Below are 21,472 nucleotides of genomic sequence, written 5' to 3' on the forward strand. Positions count from 1 at the left end.
AAAGTCAATTTATTACAATGCCTTATCAGCTCGTTCGAGCTAAGCAGCGGCGATGGCGGAAAACGGATGCTGTGACTTCCGGAAAAGACATGGTGTGACCGACAACAACTGGGGGAAGATGGTAGGCCCGGCAGGACTTGAACCCGCAACCAAGGCGTTATGAGCGCCCTGCTCTAACCAATTGAGCTACAGGCCCACCATTGCCCCCTCCTCTACCACGGCGCGCGCGGGCGTCAAGAAAAGGCGGCGCGGGGCGCGGCTTGGCGTTGCGAGCCGTGCGCCATTACGCTAGGGCTTCGCCCCAAGGAATCCCTGATGGAGAGCGCCGCCATGAGCGAGACAAAACCGGGCCTGACCTATGCCGATGCGGGCGTCGATATCGACGCGGGCAATGCGCTGGTCGAACGTATCAAGCCGGCGGCGAAGCGCACGCAACGCCCGGGCACCATGTCGGGGCTCGGCGGCTTCGGCGCGCTCTTCGATCTGAAGGCGGCGGGCTATAGCGATCCGATCCTCGTGGGCGCGACCGATGGCGTGGGCACCAAGCTGCGCATCGCGATCGACACCGGCAACGTGGACACGATCGGGATCGATCTCGTGGCGATGTGCGTCAACGATCTGGTCTGCCAAGGTGCCGAGCCGCTGTTCTTCCTCGACTATTTCGCGACCGGAAAGCTCGAACTCGACCAGGCGACGCGGATCATCGAGGGCATCGCCGAGGGCTGCGCGCAGTCGGGCTGCGCACTGATCGGCGGCGAAACGGCGGAAATGCCGGGCATGTATCACAAGGGCGATTTCGATCTTGCCGGCTTTGCCGTGGGTGCGATGGAACGCGGCGCGGACCTGCCCGCGGGCGTGGCCGAAGGCGATGTGCTGCTGGGCCTTGGCTCGAACGGGGTGCATTCGAACGGTTATTCCTTCGTGCGCAAGGTGGTCGAGCTGTCCGGCCTTGGCTGGGACGCGGATTGCCCCTTCGACGAGGGTTCGCTCGGCGCGGCGCTGCTGGCGCCGACCCGGCTCTACGTCAAGCAATGCCTCGCGGCGGTGCGGGCGGGCGGCGTTCATGCGCTGGCCCATATCACCGGCGGCGGGCTGACCGAGAACCTGCCGCGCGTGCTCCCCGAGGGCATGGGCGCGACCATCGACCTTTCGAGCTGGCAACTGCCCGGCGTGTTCCGCTGGCTGGCCGAGACCGCGTCGATGGAAGAGGCGGAACTGCTCAAGACCTTCAACTGCGGCATCGGCATGATCGTCGTGGTCGCCGCCGACAAGGCCGACGAGATCGCGGCCCTGCTGGCAGGCGAAGGCGAGAGCGTGACCCGCATCGGCACCGTCACCGCCGGTCAGGGCGTCGCCTATGAGGGCAAGCTCCTGTGATCCGGGTCGCGATCCTGATCTCGGGGGGTGGGTCAAACATGGTCCGCCTCGTCGAGAGCATGGTGGACGACCACCCTGCCCGTCCGGTCCTGATCGCGTCGAATGATGCGGGCGCGGTCGGGCTGGAGAAGGCCGCGCGCATGGGCGTGCCGACCGCCGCCATCGACCATCGCCCCTATGGCAAGGATCGCGCCGCCTTCGAGGCAGAGCTGCTCAAACCGATCCTCGCGGCGAAACCCGATATCCTTTGTCTTGCCGGTTTCATGCGCGTGCTGACCCCGGATTTCGTGGGCCGGTTCGAGGGACGGATGCTGAACATCCACCCCTCCCTGCTGCCGAAATATCCCGGCCTGCACACCCATAAGCGCGCCATCGAGGCGGGCGATACCGAGGCGGGTTGCACCGTCCACGAGGTGACACCTGTCCTTGATGACGGGCCGATCCTTGGCCAGGCGCGCGTGCCGATCGCGGCGGGCGATACGCCCGATGATCTCGCCGCGCGGGTGCTGGTGCAGGAGCATCGCCTGTATCCTGCGGTGCTGCGCCGCTTTGCCGAGGGCAATCGCGAACCGCTTTACCTTTAAGCGCGCTCACGCCGAAATGCACCGGACCCCGCTTGCGGGTGGGCGCGGCTTCGCGCATGAAAGTCGCATGGCAAGCACCGAGCATACGGCCCCGCGCGGGCGGATGATCGCGCCCGACCTGATCCGGGCGGTGGCGCTGATCGGCATGGCGATCTTTCACCTGACCTATGATCTGGAGAATTTCGGCTTCCTCCCTGCGGGGACGGTCTTTCACCCCGCCTTCCTCGATTTCGCCCGCACCGTGGCGAGCACCTTCATCTTCATGGCCGGATTGAGCCTCGTTCTCGCCCACCGGGGCGGATTTCGCGCAGGCCCGTTCTGGCGGCGCATCGGCAAACTCGCAGGTGCGGCGGCGCTGGTGAGTGCGGCGACCTATGTGATGATGCCGGAGTATTTCATCTATTACGGCATCCTGCATTCGATCGCGGTCAGCTCGCTGATCGGCGCGGCGCTTCTGGCCCTGCCCTGGCTCGTGCTGGCAGCGCTTGGCGTGCTCGCGATCTGGGTCAATCTCTATTACGCCTTCCCGGCCTTCGATCATGCATGGCTCTGGTGGATCGGCCTCTCGACCCATTGGCGCCCGTCCATGGATTTCGAGCCGGTCTTTCCCTGGATCGGTCCTTTCCTGATCGGGATGAGCGTGGCGAAGCTGGCCGAGCGCGTGGGCTATTGGCGGCGTGCGGCGCGTTACCAGCCCACGGAGGTCACGGGCGCGCTCAAAATCGCGCTTTTCGCGGGGCGCCACACCTTGCCGATCTACCTGATCCATCAGCCCGTGCTCTATGGGCTGACCTGGGCAGCCTACCTGCTCACCCACTGAACCTTGGCGCTTCTGCCACGCTGCGCGGCGCACGACACGCGCCGCCCTTCCCTTTCGCCCTCCGAGGGGCTAGGGAACTTTCAGATGCGCGGGATGACCCCGCACCCAAGTGAAAGCGCGACATGCAGACCATCTCCACGACCGAGGCCCTCGCGGCCTTCTGCGAAAAGGCCAAGGCCGAAGCTTACGTCACCCTCGATACCGAGTTTCTCCGAGAGCGGACCTACTGGTCCAAGCTCTGCCTCGTACAGATGGCGCTGCCATCGCATGGCGATCAGGAGGGCGAGGCGGTTCTGGTCGATCCGCTGTCCGACGGTCTGTCACTCGAACCGCTTTACGATCTCTTCCGCCACACGCCGACCGTAAAGGTGTTTCACGCCGCGCGGCAGGATCTCGAGATCTTCTTCACCGACGCGCAGGTCTTCCCCGACCCGCTGTTCGACACCCAGATCGCGGCGATGGTCTGCGGTTTCGGCGAGCAGGTGGGCTATGAGACGCTGGTGCGCAAGATCGCCAAGCAGTCGCTGGATAAATCCTCGCGTTTCACCGACTGGTCGCGCCGCCCGCTGACCGAGGCGCAGAAGAAATACGCCATCGCGGATGTGACCCATCTGCGCGTGATCTACGAATTCCTCTCCGACCAGCTGAAAAAGACCGGCCGCGAGGCCTGGGTAGAAGAGGAAGAGGCGGTCCTGCTGAACCCCGAGACCTATATCAACCGTCCCGAGGATGCCTGGCAGCGTGTCAAGACACGCACCAATTCCGGCCGTTTCCTCGGCATCGTGCGCGAGCTGGCGCGGTTCCGCGAGGGCTACGCGCAGGCGCGCAACATCCCCCGGTCGCGCATCTTCAAGGATGACGCGCTGCTCGAGCTCGCCTCGACCAAGCCGAGCTCGATCGACGAGCTGGCCAAGTCGCGCCTCCTTCTGCGCGAAGCCCGCAAGGGCGAGATTGCCGAAGGGATTTTAAACGCGGTGAAGGAAGGGCTCGAGATGCCCTCCGAGAAACTGCCGCGCCCGGCGGATCAGGGCCAGCAATTGCAGGTGGATACCGCGCTTGGTGATCTTCTGCGGGTACTTCTCAAATCGAAATCGCAAGAGGCCGGGGTCGCTGCGAAACTGATCGCGACCTCATCGGATCTCGACCGGATTGCGGCGGGCAAGCGCGATGTGGCGGCACTCAATGGCTGGCGCCTCGAAGTGTTCGGCCATGACGCTCTGCGCCTTGCCAAGGGCGAGGTGGCGCTGACGGCCGATAGCGGCGCGGTGAAGCTGATCGAAGTGTGAGGCCCGCGTCGCGGCTCACGCCTTGCTGGAAGAAATTAAAAGGCTCGGGGATCGCCCGAGCCTTTTCGCTATTGGAATATGATTTGCCCTCAGCGCCGCACGGAGCGGGCGTTTCCGGCGCTTTCCACCACGATCTTGCGCACGCCTTCGAGCTTGTAATTGCTCAGGAAGGCCGCGGCCGAGACCTCGCGCGATTGCGGCGTCATCACCCGGCGCGCGGCCGTGCTGTCGGCGGGCGGCGGGGCGACCATGAACATGTAGGTGATGGTGCCGGTTTCGTCGGGCTTGCCGTCATTGAGCGGCACCAGATCGGTATCCCAGAACCCTTGCGTCGGGGGCAGGCCCATCGCGGTGATGATCGCGCCCGAGGGGATCTTCTCGACCGTCAGGCTCGAGACTTGCGCGACGGGCTGCTGATGGGCCTTGCCCACCTTCGTCGGATATCCGCCGCGCGGGGCAAGCGTCTGGCTCTGCTCGACGCGATCCTTGCCGAACCAGTTGAACGGATTGATCTTGCTGTCGCGGATACGGCCGCAGCCGGCGGTCGCGATAGTCAAGGCAAGTGCCGCGATCAAAGCTTTCTTCATGGTGGCTCCGATACTGTCCCTGCCCTCTCGTAGCCCATTGCGTCAGTTTTGAAAAGCCGCGTCTGGACCCTGCGCGCGCGAGCCGCTACCCAAGGGGCAGACGAGAAGTGCAAGGATGGCAAACCCATGGCAAGCGAAGCCTTTGAAGAGATCGCCGAGACCTTCGAATTCCTCGATGACTGGGAGGACCGCTATCGTCACGTGATCGAGTTGGGTCGGGAACTGCCGCCCCTCGACGAGGCGGTGAAGGTTCCCGCAACCAAGGTGGAGGGATGCGCGAGCCAGGTCTGGCTCCTGCCGCGCATCGAGGGCACCGGACCGCAGGCAAGCTTCGATTTTCAGGGCGAGAGCGACGCGATGATCGTGCAGGGCCTGATTGCGATCCTGCATGCGCTGTATTCGGGCCTGAGCGTTGAAGAGGTTCTGAAAGTGGATGCCACGGCAGAGCTGGGGCGTCTGGGGCTGAACGACCACCTCTCGGCGCAGCGCTCCAATGGCTTGCGCGCGATGGTGGAGCGGATCCGCAAGTTGGCCGGTGAAGCGGCGAGCGCCTGATCTTATCGCCAAGCCGCGACGAGGGACACGCCCGACCCTTGGGTGGGCGCGTTACCGTCCTGCGTGGTCTGCGCTTTATCTCAAAAGCCCGCATGCCGGGTGACCCCGCGAGACCTCGCCAATGCGCCCTCCCGGGGGGAGGGTCGGGCGCGGCCCGGGGCTGGTCGCCCCGCGCCAGAGCTCAAAACGAAAACGGCCGGTCCATCGACCGGCCGTCTCCATTTCCATTCATCCGAAGATCAGTCGATCAACGGCAGAAGCTGGTTCACCGAGTCCTTGGCGTCGCCATAGAACATCCGCGTGTTCTCCTTGTAGAAAAGCGGGTTCTCGATGCCCGAGTAGCCGGTGCCCTGACCACGCTTCGAGACAAACACCTGCTTGGCCTTCCACACTTCCAGAACCGGCATGCCGGCGATCGGCGAATTCGGGTCTTCCTGTGCGGCGGGGTTCACGATGTCGTTCGAGCCGATCACGATCACCACGTCGGTATCGGGGAAGTCCTCGTTGATCTCGTCCATTTCCAGAACGATGTCGTAAGGCACCTTCGCCTCGGCCAGCAGCACGTTCATGTGGCCCGGCAGACGACCTGCGACCGGATGGATCGCAAAGCGCACGTCCTTGCCCTGCGCGCGCAGCTTGCGGGTCAGTTCCGACACCGCTTGCTGAGCCTGCGCCACGGCCATGCCGTAACCCGGCACGATGATGACCGAATCCGCGTCACGCAGCGCCGAGGCCACGCCATCGGCGTCGATCGCGACCTGCTCGCCCTCGACTTCCATCGCCGGACCGGTCGTGTTGCCGAAGCCGCCGAGGATCACCGAGATGAACGAACGGTTCATCGCCTTGCACATGATGTAGGACAGGATCGCACCCGAAGAGCCGACCAGCGCGCCGGTCACGATCAGAAGGTCGTTGCCCAGCGAGAAGCCGATCGCCGCCGCGGCCCAGCCCGAATAGGAGTTCAGCATCGAGACCACGACCGGCATGTCGGCGCCGCCGATGCCCATGATCAGGTGGTAGCCGATGAAGAAGGCCAGAAGCGTCATCGCGATCAGCGCCCAGGCGCCAGCACCGTTCATGAAGGCGATCAGCAGAACGACCGACAGGATCGCGGCGCCTGCATTGAGCATGTGCCCGCCCGGCAGCTTGGTCGCCTTCGAGGTGACCTTGCCTGCGAGTTTGCCGAAGGCTACGACCGAACCAGTGAAGGTCACTGCACCGATGAACACGCCAAGGAACAGTTCGACGCGCAGGATCGACAGTTCGACCGGCGATTTATGCGCGATCAGCGCCGCGAAGCCGCGCAGGCCCTTTTCATGCAGCGCCGCCGCCATGCCCGCCTCGTTGAGCGTAGGCGACATCGACGCCTTGATCGACATCACGTTGGCCATCTCGATATAGGCGTTATAGCCCACGAAGACGGCCGCGAGACCGACCAGCGAGTGCATCGCGGCAACCAGCTGGGGCATCTCGGTCATCTGAACGCGGTTCGCCACGAACCAGCCGATGATGCCGCCGGCAGCGATCATCACCACCGAAATCAGCCAGAGGCCCGAGCCGGGGCCGATCAGCGTGGCGACAACCGCCAGCGCCATACCCACGATGCCGTACCAGACCGCCCGCTTGGCGCTTTCCTGCCCCGAGAGGCCGCCCAGCGAGAGGATGAAGAGAACTGCCGAAACGACATAGGCAGCGGTCGAGAATCCGTTTTCCATTGTCTCGGCCCCCTTACGATTTCTGGAACATGGCGAGCATGCGCCGGGTGACCATGAAGCCACCGAAGATGTTGATCCCGGCCATGAAGACCGACAGCGCCGCGAGCACGATCACGAGCCAGCTGCCCGAACCGATTTGCAACAGCGCGCCCAGGATGATGATCGAGGAGATCGCGTTGGTGACAGCCATCAGCGGCGTGTGCAGCGAGTGCGAAACGTTCCAGATCACCTGGAAGCCGATGAAGCAGCTCAGCACGAAGACGATGAAGTGCTGCATGAAGCTGGCAGGCGCCACGAGACCGACCCCCAGAAGCACGATCGCGCCCACGGCGATCAGCGTCACCTGGCTCTTGGTCTGCGCCTTGAACGCGGCCACTTCGGCGGCGCGCTTTTCTTCCGGCGTCAGTTCCTTCGGCTTCTCGGTCGGCTTCTTCGCCGCGATCGCAGCCACTTTCGGCGGCGGCGGCGGGAAGGTGATCTCGCCCTGATAGGCGACCGTCGCGCCCCGGATCACGTCGTCTTCCATGTTATGGACGACGACACCGTCCTTCTCGGGCGTCAGGTCCGTCATCATGTGACGGATGTTGGTCGAGTAGAGCGTCGAGGACTGCTGCGCCATGCGCGACGGGAAGTCGGTATAGCCGACGATGGTCACGCCATTGTCGGTCACGATCTTTTCGTCGGCCTTGGTCAGTTCGCAGTTGCCGCCGCGCTCGGCGGCGAGGTCCACAATCACTGAGCCGGGCTTCATCGCCTCGACCATGTCCTTCGTCCACAGCACCGGGGCATCGCGGCCCGGGATCAGCGCGGTGGTGATGACGATGTCGATATCGGGGGCCAGCTCGCGGAACTTCTTGAGCTGGGCCTCGCGGAACTCCGGCGAGGAGGGCGCGGCGTAGCCACCGGTGGCGGCCCCGTCGGTCTGCTCTTCCGCAAAATCGAGATAGACGAACTCGGCGCCCATCGACTCGATCTGTTCGGCCACTTCGGGACGCACGTCGAAAGCGTAGGTGATCGCGCCGAGCGAGGTCGAGGCCCCGATCGCGGCGAGACCGGCCACACCGGCGCCGACCACGAGCACTTTCGCCGGGGGAACCTTGCCCGCCGCCGTCACCTGACCGGTGAAGAAGCGGCCGAAGTTGTTACCGGCCTCGATCACCGCGCGATAGCCCGCGATATTGGCCATGGACGACAGCGCGTCCATTTTCTGGGCGCGCGAGATCCGCGGCACCATGTCCATCGCGATCACATTCGCGCCGGTCTTCTCGGCGGCCTTCAGAAGCTCTTCGTTCTGGGCCGGGTAGAAGAAGGAGATCAGGGTCTGGCCGGGTTTCAGGCGCTTGACCTCGACATCGGTGGGGGGTCGTACCTTGACGACGAAATCCACCTCCTTGAAGAGCGCCGCGGCGGTCTTGATCACCGTCACGTTCGCGGCTTCATAAGCTGCATCGGTGAAGCCCGCCTTGAGCCCCGCCCCTGCTTCGATGAAGCACTCATGGCCCAGCTTCTGCAATTGCAGAGCCGAGTCGGGCGTCATGGCGACCCGCGCCTCACCCTCGAAAATCTCCTTCGGAGCTCCGATTTTCACTGTAACTCCCCCTTGATAGCGGCGCATTCGCCCAGCGGCTCGCACGCCCGGAATCTGGCGATGCCTTCCTTAGCATCGCGCAATAATGTTTCACAAGCACCGATGCGCCGTAAAACCTTGTTAATCTGTCGCAGCCGAGATCACGCAGCCGTGTATACCATTGGATACCGTTTGAAATCCGTTTTTTCGCATGAATTTCAAATCCCTAAGCCTCATCCCGCCGGGAAGCGCGGCAAATCCGCCCGCGCGACTTTTTTGCACGCGCAGCATTTTCGCCACATGGCGTTCAGAGCCAGCGGCGGGTGCGGGCGCGATAGGCGGCGTAGCTCTCGCCGAAATGCGCCGCGATCCGAGCCTCCTCGCCCAGAATGTAGCGACGGGTGATGAACGCCATGAAAAGCGGCACCAGCAAGAGCCCCAGGGGCGCGTGCCAGTAAAGCGCCAGCCCCCCAAGCACCAGCGCATCCCCCAGATAGATCGGGTTGCGCGAGAACGCGAAGACGCCGGTGGTCACGAGGTCCGAGGGATCGCGACGCGGGATGAAGGTCGTATGATGGAGCACCATCTGCGCCGCCGCGATCGCCATCAGTGCAAGCCCCAGCCCGATCAAAGCTCCCCCCAGAGCCCGGTCATAAGGCAGCGGCGTCGCGGCCACCTGCGCCAAGGCCCAGGTGATCGCGGCAAAGACCGCCAGCCAGAGCGGCGGCAAATCGATTTCGCGCAGAAGCCTTCTGATCATCGCAGGCCCTCAGAGCCGGTAGACCACGAGCTCGGGCAGCTCGGTCAGAGGAACCTCGAGCAGACGCAACGCGGGCAACGACACTTCCGAGCCTGACCCTGCGGGTTTGCCCGAGGGGATCAGCGTCACCTTGGCGGATTTGCCGGTTCTCGGATCCTCGATTCGGCCCTCGGCCTCGGCGCTCACCAACCCGGTGCGCACCCAGAAACCGGGTTGCGTCGGGTCTCCAAGACTTGCGATCGTCGCGCCCAGCCGCTCTTCACCGCCGGAGGGTTTCTTCGCGGCCTCGGCCCGCTGCGCGGCAGTGGTGGTGTCGAGCGCCTCGGCACTGGTCGCCGCGGGCTTGGGCATCGGGGTCACGACCGCCGCCGGGGCGGGTGCGGGCGCTGCGGTTTTCGTGCTCGGCCCGAGCCCCAGTGTCGCGCAGCCCGCAAGCGGGCCGAGCAGGGCGGCCAGAAGGAAAATACGCATTCTCATCCTCCTCGATTTGCCCCGAGCTTAGGCGGCTTGGATCGTCGGCGCCATCCCTTGCCGCGCGCAAGCCCTCTTGCCCCCTTGCCGCCCTGCGGCCCTCGGCTTACTTTCCCAGCCATGGAACACGCGCCACTCATCGACCCTTTCGCCCGCCCGATTGACTATCTGCGGGTCTCGGTCACCGACCGCTGCGATTTTCGCTGCACCTATTGCATGGCCGAGCACATGCAGTTCCTGCCGAAAAAGGAACTCCTGACGCTGGAAGAACTCGACCGGCTCTGTTCGGCCTTCATCTCGCTGGGCGTGAAAAAACTGCGCATCACCGGCGGCGAGCCGCTGGTGCGGCGCGATATTATGACCTTTTTCCGCTCGATCGCGCGCCATCTCGACAGCGGCGCGCTGCGCGAGCTGACGCTGACCACGAACGGCTCGCAACTGGCGCGCTTCGCCGATGAGTTGGCCGATCTGGGGATGAAGCGGATCAATGTCTCGCTCGACACGCTGGTGCCGGAGAAATTCGCCGAGATCACCCGTTGGGGGCGGCTCGATCAGGTGCTCAAAGGTCTGGAGGCCGCGAAACGCGCGGGGCTGAAGGTCAAGATCAACACCGTCGCGCTGAAAGGCTTCAACGAGGACGAGCTGTTCCCGCTGATCGACTGGTGCGCCGCCGAGGGCCACGACCTGACCTTCATCGAGGTGATGCCGATGGGAGAGATGGGCGAGGAGCTGCGTCTCGATCAATATTGGCCGCTCTCGGATGTGCGCAAGGCGATGGCGGAGCGGTTCACGCTGACCGAACTCGATGAATCCACGGGCGGGCCTGCACGCTATGTGCGCCTTGAGGAAACCGGGCAGAAGATCGGTTTCATCACGCCGCTCACCCATAATTTCTGCGAAAGCTGCAACCGCGTGCGCGTGACCTGCACGGGCGAGCTGTTCATGTGTCTCGGACAGGAAGACAATGCCGATCTGCGCGCGCCCTTGCGTGCGAGCGCCGATGACGCGCCCCTCATCGAGGCGATCCGTGCCGCCATCGCGCGCAAGCCCAAGGGCCACGATTTCGACTATTCGCGCCAGAAGGTCAAAGGCCAGATGTCGCGCCATATGAGCCATACCGGCGGATGAGCCCCAAGGCCCAGCGTGCAGCCCGCGCGTTTGTCGCGGGGCTGATCGGGGCGGCCATCATCGCGCTCAGTCTCTGGGCGCATCTGGTTATCGGCAATTTCGACGTGCTCTCCGGGCTCGGCTATGCCGGACCGGGATCGCGCCCGGTCACCGAACTCGGGCTCTTGCTGGACGCTGGACGTTTCAGCGCGTTTCTGGTCCTGCCGCTTGCGCTGCTGGCCGCCTTTTCCGGGCCCTGGCCATTGCGGGCGCTGCTCGCGGTGCTTTTCGCTTTCGGGTGGTACTGGGCCGCCGAACGGGTCGCGGGCGGGTTCGCCTCGGCCACGGGGGGTGGCTGGCTGCCAGGCGAGGCCTTTGCCGCGCTGATTTATCGCGACACGCTCACCCCCGTTGTCTGGACGCTCGCGGTCCTGACTTTTCTCTTCGTGATCTGGCGGTTGTGCCGACGTCCCGGCTGAACCGCCAGCCTGTACCAAGTGACCCAAATCAATGCCCGCGTCGCTATTTTGCGCGATGCTTCAGCGAAGCGAAAGGAAGCCAGACCATGTATTCCAATATCCTCGTGCCCGTGGCCTTCGATGACGAACACAATCCAGACGCGGCGCTGAACGTGGCGCGGACGCTTGCCAGCGACGGCGCGCGGGTAACGCTCCTGCATGTGATGGAGGACGTGCCCGCCTATGCAATCAGCTACATGCCCGAAGGCTATGCCGACGAACTGCGCAAGGCGATCGAGCGCGACCTGAAATCGCGCGCGGCCGAGTTCGACAATGGCGCCTGGTCGATCGTCGAGGGTCAGGCGGGCCACGAGATCCTGTCCTGCGCCGAGGAGATCGGGGCCGATTGCATCGTCATCGCCTCGCATCGTCCGGGCTTCGGCGATTACCTCATCGGGTCGACCGCATCGCGGGTGGTGCGCCACGCGAAATGCGCCGTCATGGTGATGCGCTGAGGCTGGCGGGGGACGTCACTCGGAGGGCAGCCGCGCCTCGATCATGCCGACGAACCAGCTTGCCCCGGCGGGAAGGATCGCGTCGTTGAAATCATATTGCGCATGATGAAGCGGCGCGGAGTCGCCGTTTCCGATGAAGCCATAGGCTCCGGGGCGGGCTTCGAGCATATAGGCGAAATCCTCCGCCCCCATCATCGGCGCGACCACGCGATCCACATGGCCCGCGACCGCCTCGGCCACCTGGGCCGCCGCCTCGGCCGCCTGAGCGTCGTTGCGCGTCACCGGATAGCCGCGGCGATAATCGACAGTCACACGCGCGTTATGGGTGGCGGCCACGCCTTGAGCGATCTCGCGCAGACGGGTTTCGGCCAGATCGCGGGTCGCGGTGCTCATCGTGCGCACCGTCCCGCCAAGCGTCACCGAATTGCCGATCACGTTGAGCGCCTTTGACTCGGTCGCAAGCGTCGTGACCGAGAGCACGATTTCCTCGAACGGATCGGCGGTGCGCGCCACGATGCTTTGCAGCGCGAGGATCAGGTGCGCGGCGATCGGAACCGGATCGGTCGTCTCCTGCGGCTTCGCGGCGTGACCGCCCTTGCCCTCCAGCGTGATCTCGAAGAAGTCCGCCGCCGCCATCATCGCGCCGGGACGGATCCCGAAAGAGCCCGCCGCCATTCCCGGCATGTTATGAAGCGCGTAGACTTCCTCGATTTCGAACCGCTCCATCAGCCCGTCGCGGATCATCGCGCGCGCGCCTGCCCCGCCCTCTTCGGCGGGCTGGAAGATCATTACTGCACGACCCGAGAACGCTCGCGTCTCGCAAAGATATTTCGCCGCCGCCAGCAGGGTCGCCGTGTGCCCGTCATGCCCACAGGCATGCATCTTGCCGGGTATTTCCGAGGCATAGGCCGCGCCGGTCTTCTCCTCTACTGGCAGCGCGTCCATGTCGGCGCGCAGCCCCACGCAGCGCAGCCCGCCCTTGCGCGCGCCCTGCCCCTCGATCACCCCCACGACGCCGGTCTTGCCGATCCCTTCGACCACCTCGTCGCAACCGAAAGACCGCAGCAGCTCGGCCACCCTGCCCGAGGTGCGCGGCAGGTCATAAAGCAGTTCCGGATTGCGGTGGAAATCGTGGCGCCATTCCACCGCCTCGGGCAGCATATGGGCAAAACGGTTCTTGATCGGCATGGTGGCTCCTTGGTTCGCGCTCACCCTGCCTTGGCAGTGAGGTGGGCGCAAGCGGGGCTCACTCAAGCCGGATCGGCAGCGTGAATGTGTAGCTTTGTCGTTCGAGCTCCTTTGGAGCTTTTGGCAAATTGCCTATTCGCCGCACGGCGGCAAGCACCTCTCGATCGAGCTCGGGAACCCCGGTGCCCTTGACCAGAGATATCGCCAGCACCCGACCTTCGGTGGTCACCTTGAACTCAATCATAAGTCGCGTCGATTTATTCCCTGGAGGAAGGACTGCGCGACGTTGAACATGTGCCGCGATCCGTCCCCCCCAAGTGCCCATGAGAGAGCGGATCTGCCCCGTCGAAGGTGTCGCGGAATTTGCCGACTGGTTGTTCCCGGCAACCGGTCTGCCGCCCTGCCCTTTCGCGCGCAGTTCGGGCTGCGCCTGCGAGGTACGTGAGGCCTTCGCCTTCGTGGGCGCTTTCGGCCTCACCGGTTTCGTCTCGGGCTGCACGGGCTTCGCCAGCGGGCGCGGCGTCTCGGGCGGGGCCGGGTCCGCTTGCGCGGGCAAAGGCGCGTCGGGGGCGGGTGGCGCGGTCAGGGCCGAAGGGGCGGCGACCCGGGGCTGGTCCTGCGGTTGTGGTTCGGCGCTTTCGGGCTGCGCCTGCGGCGGAACGGGCTCGGTCATCTCGGGCTCTGAAGTTTCGAGCTCGGGCGGGCGCTCCCACTGGGCGACCATCGCCTCCATCGCCGCCGAGGCGGGTGCGAGCGAGACCAGCGCCTCGCCCCCCTCGCCCGAAGATTGCGCGCCACCCGAAGGCGCGGGCTCCCAGATCGCAAGTACCCCGGCATGCACGCCAAGCGCCGCAAGGAGCGCTCCCGCAAAGGCCAGCCCCCGCGCGGTCATTTCCCGCGCACCACGAGTTTGAGGTTCTTGAAGCCAAGCGCGCTCAATTCCGGCACCAGCTTCGCCAAGGCCTCGCCCGAAACCTTCGAATCCGCCCGCAGCGTGAGCGTGTCGGCGCACGCGCCACAGGCCGCCCGCGCGCTTTGCGCCGCAGCCCCCAGCACCGCAAGCGCCGCCGCGCCGCGCGCCTCACCAAAGCCCAGCTGGCCGTCCGCACCCACAAAGAGCGTCAGGTCGCCGGGGTCGGCCTGCTCCCCGCCCATGGCCTCGGGCGGAGAGACCTCGAACGGCGTCGGCTGGGCAAGCGTCGCGGCAAGCAGGAAGAAGATCAACAACAGGAAGACCACGTTGATCATCGGCAAAAGCGGCTCGGGCAAGCTGCGCCGGGGCGTGTCGGTGAACAGCTTCATGGGATCAGCACCAGCTGCGTGAGCCCCGCACCGCGCAGCGCGTCGAGCACCTGCGTCACCGCCCCCAGATCACCGCCCTTGGGGCGCAGCACGACAGGATCGGTCGCGGCCTCCATCAACGGCGCGAGATCGGCGGCCAGATCGCTCAGTGCGACCGGCTGGCCATTGAGCGCAAGCGCGCCATCCGTCCCGATATCGACCAGCCGCGGCGGTCCCGACCATTCCGCCTGCGCGCCGCCCCCGCCAAGGGTGAGATCAAGCGTGCGCTCCACGCCGAAACGCGAGGCGAGCATGAAGAAGACAAGCAGCAGGAACACCACGTCGATCATCGGCGTGAGCGCGGGACGGCGGCGCGGGCGGGATGGCCCGAAGGCGAACATCACTCGGCTGCGGCGCGCGGCCGCTCCCTGTTTGTATCCCCGTTCTCAGCGGGCGCACGCGCAAAGATCCGGGTCGCGGCATCTTCCATGTCATGGCGCAGCCGATCGACCACCGCGTCGAAACCCGAGAGCGCGATCTGCGCAGGAATCGCCACCGCCATACCGGCGGCAGTGGTCAGAAGCGCCTCCCAGATCCCGCCCGCAAGCGTCGCCGGATCGGCCTGCACACCCGCCTCCTGCAATGCGCGGAAAGCCGCGATCATCCCCGCAACCGTGCCCAGAAGCCCCAGCAGCGGGCCGATCACCACGGCCAGCTCCAGCCCGCGCAACCCCGAGCGCGCCCGCGCCAACAGATTGCGCGCCACCCGCGCGGTTTCGGCCTCGGCGCCAGCCCGGTCAAGCTGCGGATCACGCAGGCTCGCCATCGCGGCGCGGGCGAGCTGCGCACGCAAGGACCGGCGATCCTTCAGCTCGGCCTCGGCCGCGCCGATATCCCCGCGCGCCCAGGCCTCGATCGCGGCCTGCGTACGCGCGCCGCCCGACCAGGCACCGGCGGCGAGAAGATCCCAGAGTTTCCAGAAGATCAGCGCCAATGAAAGCACAGAGAGCGCGGCAATCGCCCACATCGCGGGCCCACCAAGCACAAGCGCATCGACCATGCGGCCCGGGAGCGCCCCGGAGATCTGAGCGGTGCTGTCCATCGCGCCCCCCGAAAGGCTGACTGGTGCCGGCGGAGGGACTCGAACCCCCGACCCCCTGATTACAAATCAGACGCTCTACCAACTGAGCTACGCCGGCGTGACCGGCCCGCAATAGCGCGGCTGGAATTTTCGCGCAAGTCGGGGCTCAGCGAGAACGGCCGAGATTGGCGCGCGCGAGGATCGCCACTGCGACAAGCCCAACGGCCGAGACCAGAAGGGCTGCCGGCGATGCGTCACCGAGATTCTCGAGGCTCGCCTTCTCCTGCGTGCGCGTCGCCAGCGTCTCGAAATTGAAGGGGCGCAAGAGCAGTGTCGCGGGCAATTCCTTCACGCAATCGACGAAGACCAACAGCAGCGCCGAGCCGACCGAGCCGCGCATCAAGGGCAGGTAAAGCTCGCGCAATACGCCTCCCGGCCCCCGCCCGAGCGAGCGCGCCGCCATCGGCAGCGAGGGCGGCACGCGGCCGAAGGCGCCATCCGCGGCCCCCTGTGCGATGGCGAAGAAACGCACCGTATAGGCGAGGATGATCGCGAAGGCCGACCCGGTCAGCATGAGCCCGGGATCATAGCCCGTGAGCGCTGCGATCGTATCCGCCAGCGCGTGATCGAGCCCGGCGAGCGGGATCAGGATACCGACCGCCAGCACCGCCCCGGGCGCCGCATAGCCCAGCGTCGTGAGCGGCAGCACCACGCGCGGCAGGCTGCGCCCCGAAAGCCGCACTCCGTACACCATGAAGAGCGCCAGCGCCACCGTGATCGCCGCGGCCACCCCTCCGGTGAAGATCGTGTGCCAGAGCGCAAGGCCAAGGCCGCGCCCGAACCAGGCATCCGGATTGGCGAGCGCATGGCTCCCCATCACAGCGACGGGGAGAACGAACCCCACCGCCACCGGCAGCGCACAAAGCAGGCTCGCGCCCCAGCCCGCCCAGCCGGTCAGGCGTTGCGGCAGAACCGGGCGCGATTGCCGCGCGGTCTGGAAATAGCGCACCTTTCGGCGCGAGAGCTTCTCAAGCGCGAAGAGCGCGAAGACGATCCCGAGGATCACCAGCGCCAGTTGCGCAGCACCCCCGGCATTGCCACCCGACAACCATGTCGTGAAGATCCCCGTTGTCAGCGTCTGGACGCCGAAATGATCGACGACGCCGAAATCCGCCACCGTCTCCATCATCGCGATCGCGGCGCCCGCAGCGATTGCGGGACGGGCGAGCGGCAGTCCGACGCGCCAGAACAACCCGAACGGTCCGGTGCCGAGCGCGCGCGCTACCTCGTAGCTCGCCCCCGATTGCTCGCGCAGGGCCGCGCGGGTGATCAGGTAGATATAAGGGTAGAGCGCCGCGGAAAGCACGACGACGGCAGCCTCGCGCGAACGGATCTCGGGAAACCAGTAATCGCGCGCCGAGGCCCAGCCGAACGCACCGCGCAGCGCCGTCTGCACAGGCCCGGAATAGTCGAGGAAATCCGTGAGCGCATATGCCCCCACATAAGCCGGGATCGCGAGCGGCAGCAGCAACAACCACTCCAGCACCCGATGACCGGGGAAGCGATACATCACGACGAGCCATGCCGCGCCCGCCCCGACGGCCGAAGCCAGCAGCCCGACTCCGCCGGTCAGCACGGCGGTATTGGCAAGATAGCGCGGCAGGGTCGTGGCGATCAGATGCGGCCAGATATTCTCGCGCGGATCGAGCGCCATCCAACCCACCGCAAGGATCGGCGCAAGCACCAGCCCCGCGATCACGAGAGCCCCCAGCGACCACAGCCCCGAACCCGGAACGTGTCTGCGGGCCGAGGGTGCGCGCGCGCCAATTACCTGAGTTGTTTGCTCGGATTTCATCCCTCCCCTCTATCCCGAAACGCGTTTGCCTGTCCAGAACTCTACGGCTAGAGTGACGCGCAATCATAAGAGCTTGGCCAGACTGAGCATATTGAGGCGCGCAGCATGAAAGTCGTTTTCCATCTCGGGGCCCATTCGACCGATGAGGACCGCATCGTTCGCGTGCTGGCTGGCAATCGCGACGTGCTCGAAACATACCGTATCGCGGTGCCCGCGCCGCGCCGTTACCGGATGGTGCTGCGCGATGCACTGGTCTCGCTCAAGGGTGGCCCCGCGCCGCAAGACATCCAGGACGCTCTGCTCGAAGCTTGCACCGACCGCCCCGACATCGAGCGGCTCGTCTTCAGTCACGAGTTTTTCCTGTGCATCCCCGAACGCGTGGTGACGCAAAAGGGTTTCTACGTGATGGCGCCGGGCAAGCTAGGCCCCCTCGCCAATCTCTTCCCCAGTTCGGAAACCGAGTTCCACCTCGCGCTGATCAACCCCGCGACGCTGCTTCCGCAACTCGTCAGGCGCCTGCCCAAACGCAGCTACGAACAGATCATGCAGGGCCACGATCCGCGCGATCTGCGCTGGGAACCGGTGATCCGTGACATGGCCGCGGCCGCCGGCGGACGCCGTCTGGTGATCTGGTGCAACGAGGATCTGCCGATGATCTGGCCCGAGGTGCTGCGCGCAGTCGGCGGGCTACCCGAGAGCCAGGCGCTGGACGGCGAGTTGATGATCCTCGAGCAGATCATGCCGCCCGACGGGGTGGCGCGGCTGCGCAGCTATCTCCAAAGCCATCCGCCGAAATCGATCCTGCAACGGCGCAAGATCTTTACGGTTTTCCTCGACAAATACGCACGTTCCGAGGCGATCGAGATCGAGGCGCCGCTGCCGGGATGGACCGACGAACTGGTCGCCGAGATCACCGCGCAATATGATGCGGACGTTGTCGCGATTGCACGGATGCCGGGGGTGGAGTTCATCGCGCCCTGATGCGGGCGCGAGGATGCCCGCGAAGGCTCAGGACATGCCGAGCGCGGATTTGTAGAGGTCGAGGATCGCCTCTTCCTCGGCGACATCGTCCTTGTCGCGCTTGCGCAGGGCGACGATCTTCTTGAGAACCTTGGTATCGTAGCCGCGCGCCTTGGCTTCGGACATGATGTCCTTCTGCTGCTCGGCAATGTCCTTCTTCTCGGCCTCCAGGCTCTCGAATTGCTCGATGAACTGGCGCAGCTCGTCGGCGGCGACATTATAGGCGGCATCGCTGGGCATCGGGCTCTCTCCTGCTGCTCGACTGGATCGGCGCCTTCACTAGCCCGCCCCGCCCCGCGCATCAAGAGGCGCCGCGCGCGCCTCCGGCGTCGAGGGGGCGCTGCCCCCGTCCGCGACACGCGGACTCCCCCGAGATATTTGGATCAAGAAGAAGGGCGATTTTCCGCTTCTTCTTGAAAAAAATATCTCGGGGTGAATGCCGAAGGCAGAGGGGCCGCGCCCCTTTTCCTTGCCTTGCCCCGCGCGCTCGGCTAGGGCAGGCGCGCATCATCGCAGGAGGCAAGTATGGAATTTCTGATCTGGGCCGGAGCCGGCGTTTCGGTGCTGGGGCTGATCGGCATCCTCTATTGCATCATCGCGGTGGCGAAGGCCAAGCGTGCGGGGCTTCCCGACGACGCGCTGCGGGCAAAGCTTCAGAAGGTTGTCGCGCTCAACATGGGCGCGCTTTTCGTCTCGGTGATCGGGCTGATGATGGTCGTGGTCGGGATCTTCCTGGGCTGACGCGTTTGCGTTAGCGCCGGTCGAGATCAGCGAAATTCTTGCCGTTGCGGATCAGCACGTCCCAGAGCGTGACCGGCGCAGGCGCACCTTCCTCGGCGAGGGCGCGCAGCAGTTTGCGCGTCGCGATCAGCCCGGCCCGGTCGGCCGCGAACATCACCCCTCCGAGGCTCGCCGGCAAACCCAGCGCGTAGCGCGCGGCGAGGTCGATATCGCAGGCGCGATGGGCCTGGGCACGCTGCAACAGAGCCGCACCTTCATTGGCGAGCTCAGCCAGGATTCGAGCGCGGATCTGTGCGGTGCCCAGACGGCGCGGCGCAATCCCGGCCTCGCGGCGCAGCGCGGCGAGGGCCTCGGCCTGGTCGGGGATCGGACGCGCGGCGCGGTTCGACCAGTCGTAGAACCCCTGACCGCTCACGCGGCCTTCCTGTCCTTCGAGTTCGAGGAGCCCGAGGAACGGCCCCGGCGCGCGGTGGATCTGCTCGAGCCCGGCGCAAACCCTCGAGATCCCAATCGTGTCGGCCAGCCGCAGCGGCGGGGTCGTGATCCCCAGTTGCGCAAGCGCCTCATCGACCTGGGCGACCGAAGCGCCGGCGATCACCGTACGTTCCGCCGCAGCGATATAGGCAAGGCGCAGATGGGTGACGATGCCACCGACCCCGGGCCCGCCGATCACAACGGGCTCATCCCCGAGACGCAGCAACGCCTCCAGCCGTGCGAGGTCTTCGGGCGTGGTCTCTGCGCCGGGAACCAGCTCGGCGATGCCGCCCGCGCGGATCAGCACCGGCCCCGTCTGGTCGGGCAGCGCGCGGTCGAGCACGGACAGGCGCATCGGCACCTCCGGCACCGGCTGCTGCCCCGTCGCAATCAGCAAATCACAGCCGACCAAACCGTCGCGCGTCATCGCCGCGCCGAGCCGCGCCCAATCCGTGTCGCGGGTTTCGGGATCGAGGCTGCCTTCCTGCACTTGCCGTTCCTGTTCGCGGGCGATGGCCGCGAACCCCGCCTCGATCGCGCCGGGATCGCTTGCCCCGAGCACCACCGCATGGCCGGCCGCCAGAAGCGCGCCGGCAAATCCCGGCGGTTGATCCCAGAGCCCGATCCGCATCGGCTCGGGATGCTCGGCTGATCGCACCCGCGACGTACAGCGTTCGGCGTGGCGCAGCGCTTGCGACAGCGGCGCGGCGCTCAGATCCTCGAGGGCAACGGCCTCGAAATCGAGCGCTTCCTCGAGTGGCAGCAGCAGCGCGCCTTCGATCACCTCAAGCGCCCGCGCGCCCGGCTCGGCAAGCGCCCCCTTGCGCAAGCCGGCGCGGCGCGGCTCGATTGCGGCGAGATAGGCGGCAGGATCGGAGAGCGCGGCATCGGCTGGCGGCACGCCCTCGTCATGGAGCAATTCGAGCGCGGCGGCGATCTCGGGCGGCTCGGGATCGGAAAGGATTATCTCGCACAACCCAAGCCCCATGGCTTCCGTGGCCCCAAGCGGCGTCTCGCGGGGGAGCAATTCGAGCGCGGCCGCGCCGCCCGCGCGCCGCGCAAGCCTGACCAACCCGCCTGCGGCCGGGATCGCGCCGAGAGAGAACTCGGGCGAGAGGAACGTCGTTTCGGGATCGGCAATGCGCAGATCGGCGGCCTGGGACAGCGCGAGACTTCCCCCGGTGATCCGTCCCGACAGTCGCGCAAGCACCGGCAGCTCGAGTGTCGCCAGAGCCTGCGCAAGCGTTGCGAGATCGGGGGCCTCGCCCACGGTCGCATAATCCTCAAGCGGGTCCGGGGCGACGGGCCAACCCGCTGCATCACCCTGAACGATCACGCCGCGCAGGGAGTGGTCGCGCGCCACGAGGTCGAGGAGCCCGCCAAGTGCGGCACGCAGATCAGGCGTGTAACCAGCAGGTGCGCCGCTTGCGTCGAGACCGCACAGCGTGATCCAAGCCAGCCCGTCCTGGGTCCGAAATCTCACCCGCTTTGCCATTGCCCCCGCCACTGCATCGACCGACCGAACGCTTCGCTCGCGCCGCAAGTCTAAGGCCGACGAGCTTCAAAACAAAGGGTTTTTACCCGTTGCGAACCGCAAACGGCAAGAAGGCGCGGATCGGGACCAAGGACAGGCGCGCTCAACCGCGCCCGGTCTTGGCGCCGGGGGCATGCTTGCGGCAGAAGGGCGTGGCGGGCAGCACATCGAGGCGTGCCTCATCGATGCGCTCGCCGCAGGTGACGCAAAAACCGTATTCCCCTTCCGCGATTCGCCCGAGTGCAGCCTCGATCGCGCGCAATTCCTGCTGCGCCGACTCGCCAAGGTCTTCAAGAACCTCATCTTGTTCCTGCTCGACCGCAGCGTCGTCCCAATCCTTCTCGACATGGCTGTCGAGCTCGGATTCGACCTGTTCCATCCGCGTCATCAACTGTGCGCGGCGTGCTTCCAACTCCGCTTGGCGGGTTTCGACCGATTTCATGCGCTCCTCCATCTGCTCGGCAAATCATAGCAGTTAAAGGGCTTTTCCAACGTT

At 65.8% G+C, this 21,472-nt stretch carries 24 protein-coding genes and 2 tRNA genes; 10 read left to right on the plus strand and 16 right to left on the minus strand.

Annotated features, from left to right (window positions below):
- Nucleotides 1–119: 119 nt before the first annotated feature.
- A tRNA-Ile gene (locus BMI90_RS00005) sits at nucleotides 120–196 on the minus strand.
- 134 nt (nucleotides 197–330) lie between these two features.
- Between BMI90_RS00005 and purM the strand changes: the two genes are divergently transcribed.
- From purM to rnd, 4 genes are all read left to right on the plus strand, one after another.
- Nucleotides 331–1,377: a phosphoribosylformylglycinamidine cyclo-ligase gene (gene purM, locus BMI90_RS00010; protein ID WP_078527104.1), complete on the plus strand. Its 1,047-nt coding sequence runs from the start codon at nucleotides 331–333 to the stop codon at nucleotides 1,375–1,377.
- Entirely contained in the window at nucleotides 1,374–1,961 is a 588-nt protein-coding gene (gene purN / locus BMI90_RS00015; RefSeq protein ID WP_078524692.1) for a phosphoribosylglycinamide formyltransferase, read from the plus strand. The genes purM and purN overlap by 4 nt, the downstream gene beginning before the upstream one ends.
- Before the next feature lie 67 nt (nucleotides 1,962–2,028).
- Nucleotides 2,029–2,781: a heparan-alpha-glucosaminide N-acetyltransferase gene (locus BMI90_RS00020; protein WP_168172692.1), complete on the plus strand. Its 753-nt coding sequence runs from the start codon at nucleotides 2,029–2,031 to the stop codon at nucleotides 2,779–2,781.
- A 122-nt stretch (nucleotides 2,782–2,903) separates the two neighbouring features.
- Nucleotides 2,904–4,067 carry a ribonuclease D gene (gene rnd, locus BMI90_RS00025; protein ID WP_078524696.1) on the plus strand — a complete coding sequence of 388 codons (1,164 nt, stop codon included), beginning with the start codon at nucleotides 2,904–2,906 and terminating at the stop codon, nucleotides 4,065–4,067.
- An 89-nt stretch (nucleotides 4,068–4,156) separates the two neighbouring features.
- On the opposite strand, the gene BMI90_RS00030 is transcribed toward rnd, so the two are convergent.
- Nucleotides 4,157–4,654 (minus strand): hypothetical protein, encoded by a 498-nt coding sequence (locus BMI90_RS00030; RefSeq protein ID WP_078524698.1) that lies wholly within the window; start codon nucleotides 4,652–4,654, stop codon nucleotides 4,157–4,159.
- 126 nt (nucleotides 4,655–4,780) lie between these two features.
- On the opposite strand from BMI90_RS00030, the gene BMI90_RS00035 reads away from it, so the two are divergent.
- Nucleotides 4,781–5,209, plus strand: coding sequence for a SufE family protein (locus BMI90_RS00035; RefSeq protein ID WP_078524700.1), 429 nt, complete (start codon nucleotides 4,781–4,783; stop codon nucleotides 5,207–5,209).
- Nucleotides 5,210–5,448: 239 nt separating this feature from the next.
- Here the strand turns inward: BMI90_RS00035 and BMI90_RS00040 are convergent, their stop codons facing one another.
- The 4 genes from BMI90_RS00040 to BMI90_RS00055 all read right to left on the minus strand — a co-directional run bounded on the left by BMI90_RS00040 (nucleotide 5,449) and on the right by BMI90_RS00055 (nucleotide 9,722).
- Nucleotides 5,449–6,924 (minus strand): NAD(P)(+) transhydrogenase (Re/Si-specific) subunit beta, encoded by a 1,476-nt coding sequence (locus tag BMI90_RS00040; protein ID WP_078524702.1) that lies wholly within the window; start codon nucleotides 6,922–6,924, stop codon nucleotides 5,449–5,451.
- 13 nt (nucleotides 6,925–6,937) lie between these two features.
- Complete coding sequence (locus BMI90_RS00045) at nucleotides 6,938–8,512, minus strand: Re/Si-specific NAD(P)(+) transhydrogenase subunit alpha (protein ID WP_078524704.1); 1,575 nt, start codon at nucleotides 8,510–8,512, stop codon at nucleotides 6,938–6,940.
- Between the two features lie 286 nt (nucleotides 8,513–8,798).
- On the minus strand, nucleotides 8,799–9,251 hold the full coding sequence (locus BMI90_RS00050; RefSeq protein WP_245794947.1) for an isoprenylcysteine carboxylmethyltransferase family protein: 453 nt from the start codon (nucleotides 9,249–9,251) through the stop codon (nucleotides 8,799–8,801).
- Between the two features lie 9 nt (nucleotides 9,252–9,260).
- A complete protein-coding gene (locus tag BMI90_RS00055; protein ID WP_078524706.1) occupies nucleotides 9,261–9,722 on the minus strand; it encodes a hypothetical protein in 462 nt (153 codons plus the stop codon).
- Nucleotides 9,723–9,842: 120 nt separating this feature from the next.
- Between BMI90_RS00055 and moaA the strand changes: the two genes are divergently transcribed.
- The 3 genes from moaA (at nucleotide 9,843) to BMI90_RS00070 (ending at nucleotide 11,802) form a co-directional block, all read left to right on the plus strand.
- Entirely contained in the window at nucleotides 9,843–10,850 is a 1,008-nt protein-coding gene (moaA, locus tag BMI90_RS00060) for a GTP 3',8-cyclase MoaA (RefSeq protein ID WP_078524708.1), read from the plus strand.
- Complete coding sequence (locus BMI90_RS00065; RefSeq protein ID WP_078524710.1) at nucleotides 10,847–11,308, plus strand: hypothetical protein; 462 nt, start codon at nucleotides 10,847–10,849, stop codon at nucleotides 11,306–11,308. The genes moaA and BMI90_RS00065 overlap by 4 nt, the downstream gene beginning before the upstream one ends.
- Before the next feature lie 86 nt (nucleotides 11,309–11,394).
- Nucleotides 11,395–11,802 (plus strand): universal stress protein, encoded by a 408-nt coding sequence (locus tag BMI90_RS00070; protein WP_078524712.1) that lies wholly within the window; start codon nucleotides 11,395–11,397, stop codon nucleotides 11,800–11,802.
- Nucleotides 11,803–11,817: 15 nt separating this feature from the next.
- Here the strand turns inward: BMI90_RS00070 and BMI90_RS00075 are convergent, their stop codons facing one another.
- The 7 genes from BMI90_RS00075 to BMI90_RS00105 all read right to left on the minus strand — a co-directional run bounded on the left by BMI90_RS00075 (nucleotide 11,818) and on the right by BMI90_RS00105 (nucleotide 17,207).
- On the minus strand, nucleotides 11,818–12,990 hold the full coding sequence (locus BMI90_RS00075; RefSeq protein ID WP_078524714.1) for a M20 aminoacylase family protein: 1,173 nt from the start codon (nucleotides 12,988–12,990) through the stop codon (nucleotides 11,818–11,820).
- Nucleotides 12,991–13,048: 58 nt separating this feature from the next.
- Nucleotides 13,049–13,882, minus strand: a complete 834-nt coding sequence (locus BMI90_RS00080; RefSeq protein ID WP_078524716.1) for a TonB family protein — start codon at nucleotides 13,880–13,882, stop codon at nucleotides 13,049–13,051.
- Nucleotides 13,879–14,292, minus strand: a complete 414-nt coding sequence (locus BMI90_RS00085) for a biopolymer transporter ExbD (RefSeq protein ID WP_078524718.1) — start codon at nucleotides 14,290–14,292, stop codon at nucleotides 13,879–13,881. The genes BMI90_RS00080 and BMI90_RS00085 overlap by 4 nt, the downstream gene beginning before the upstream one ends.
- A complete protein-coding gene (locus BMI90_RS00090; RefSeq protein ID WP_078524720.1) occupies nucleotides 14,289–14,672 on the minus strand; it encodes a biopolymer transporter ExbD in 384 nt (127 codons plus the stop codon). The genes BMI90_RS00085 and BMI90_RS00090 overlap by 4 nt, the downstream gene beginning before the upstream one ends.
- On the minus strand, nucleotides 14,672–15,373 hold the full coding sequence (locus BMI90_RS00095; RefSeq protein WP_078524722.1) for a MotA/TolQ/ExbB proton channel family protein: 702 nt from the start codon (nucleotides 15,371–15,373) through the stop codon (nucleotides 14,672–14,674). The genes BMI90_RS00090 and BMI90_RS00095 overlap by 1 nt, the downstream gene beginning before the upstream one ends.
- A gap of 21 nt (nucleotides 15,374–15,394) precedes the next feature.
- Nucleotides 15,395–15,470, minus strand: a tRNA-Thr gene (locus tag BMI90_RS00100).
- A 48-nt stretch (nucleotides 15,471–15,518) separates the two neighbouring features.
- Nucleotides 15,519–17,207 carry an iron ABC transporter permease gene (locus tag BMI90_RS00105; protein WP_078524724.1) on the minus strand — a complete coding sequence of 563 codons (1,689 nt, stop codon included), beginning with the start codon at nucleotides 17,205–17,207 and terminating at the stop codon, nucleotides 15,519–15,521.
- A 105-nt stretch (nucleotides 17,208–17,312) separates the two neighbouring features.
- On the opposite strand from BMI90_RS00105, the gene BMI90_RS00110 reads away from it, so the two are divergent.
- Nucleotides 17,313–18,188, plus strand: a complete 876-nt coding sequence (locus BMI90_RS00110; protein ID WP_078524726.1) for a hypothetical protein — start codon at nucleotides 17,313–17,315, stop codon at nucleotides 18,186–18,188.
- A 27-nt stretch (nucleotides 18,189–18,215) separates the two neighbouring features.
- Here the strand turns inward: BMI90_RS00110 and BMI90_RS00115 are convergent, their stop codons facing one another.
- On the minus strand, nucleotides 18,216–18,467 hold the full coding sequence (locus tag BMI90_RS00115) for a DUF2312 domain-containing protein (RefSeq protein ID WP_078524728.1): 252 nt from the start codon (nucleotides 18,465–18,467) through the stop codon (nucleotides 18,216–18,218).
- Between the two features lie 285 nt (nucleotides 18,468–18,752).
- On the opposite strand from BMI90_RS00115, the gene BMI90_RS00120 reads away from it, so the two are divergent.
- Nucleotides 18,753–18,968, plus strand: a complete 216-nt coding sequence (locus BMI90_RS00120; RefSeq protein ID WP_078524730.1) for a hypothetical protein — start codon at nucleotides 18,753–18,755, stop codon at nucleotides 18,966–18,968.
- Between the two features lie 10 nt (nucleotides 18,969–18,978).
- Here BMI90_RS00120 and BMI90_RS00125 read toward each other — a convergent pair whose 3' ends face one another.
- Together BMI90_RS00125 and BMI90_RS00130 are read right to left on the minus strand one after the other, a co-directional pair.
- Nucleotides 18,979–20,925 carry an enoyl-CoA hydratase-related protein gene (locus BMI90_RS00125; RefSeq protein ID WP_168172693.1) on the minus strand — a complete coding sequence of 649 codons (1,947 nt, stop codon included), beginning with the start codon at nucleotides 20,923–20,925 and terminating at the stop codon, nucleotides 18,979–18,981.
- Between the two features lie 154 nt (nucleotides 20,926–21,079).
- Nucleotides 21,080–21,418, minus strand: coding sequence for a TraR/DksA C4-type zinc finger protein (locus BMI90_RS00130; RefSeq protein ID WP_078524734.1), 339 nt, complete (start codon nucleotides 21,416–21,418; stop codon nucleotides 21,080–21,082).
- Nucleotides 21,419–21,472 lie beyond the last annotated feature (54 nt).

Origin of the sequence: Thioclava sp. L04-15, from assembly GCF_002020275.1 — a bacterium.
Classification (GTDB): Bacteria; Pseudomonadota; Alphaproteobacteria; order Rhodobacterales; family Rhodobacteraceae; genus Thioclava; species Thioclava marina.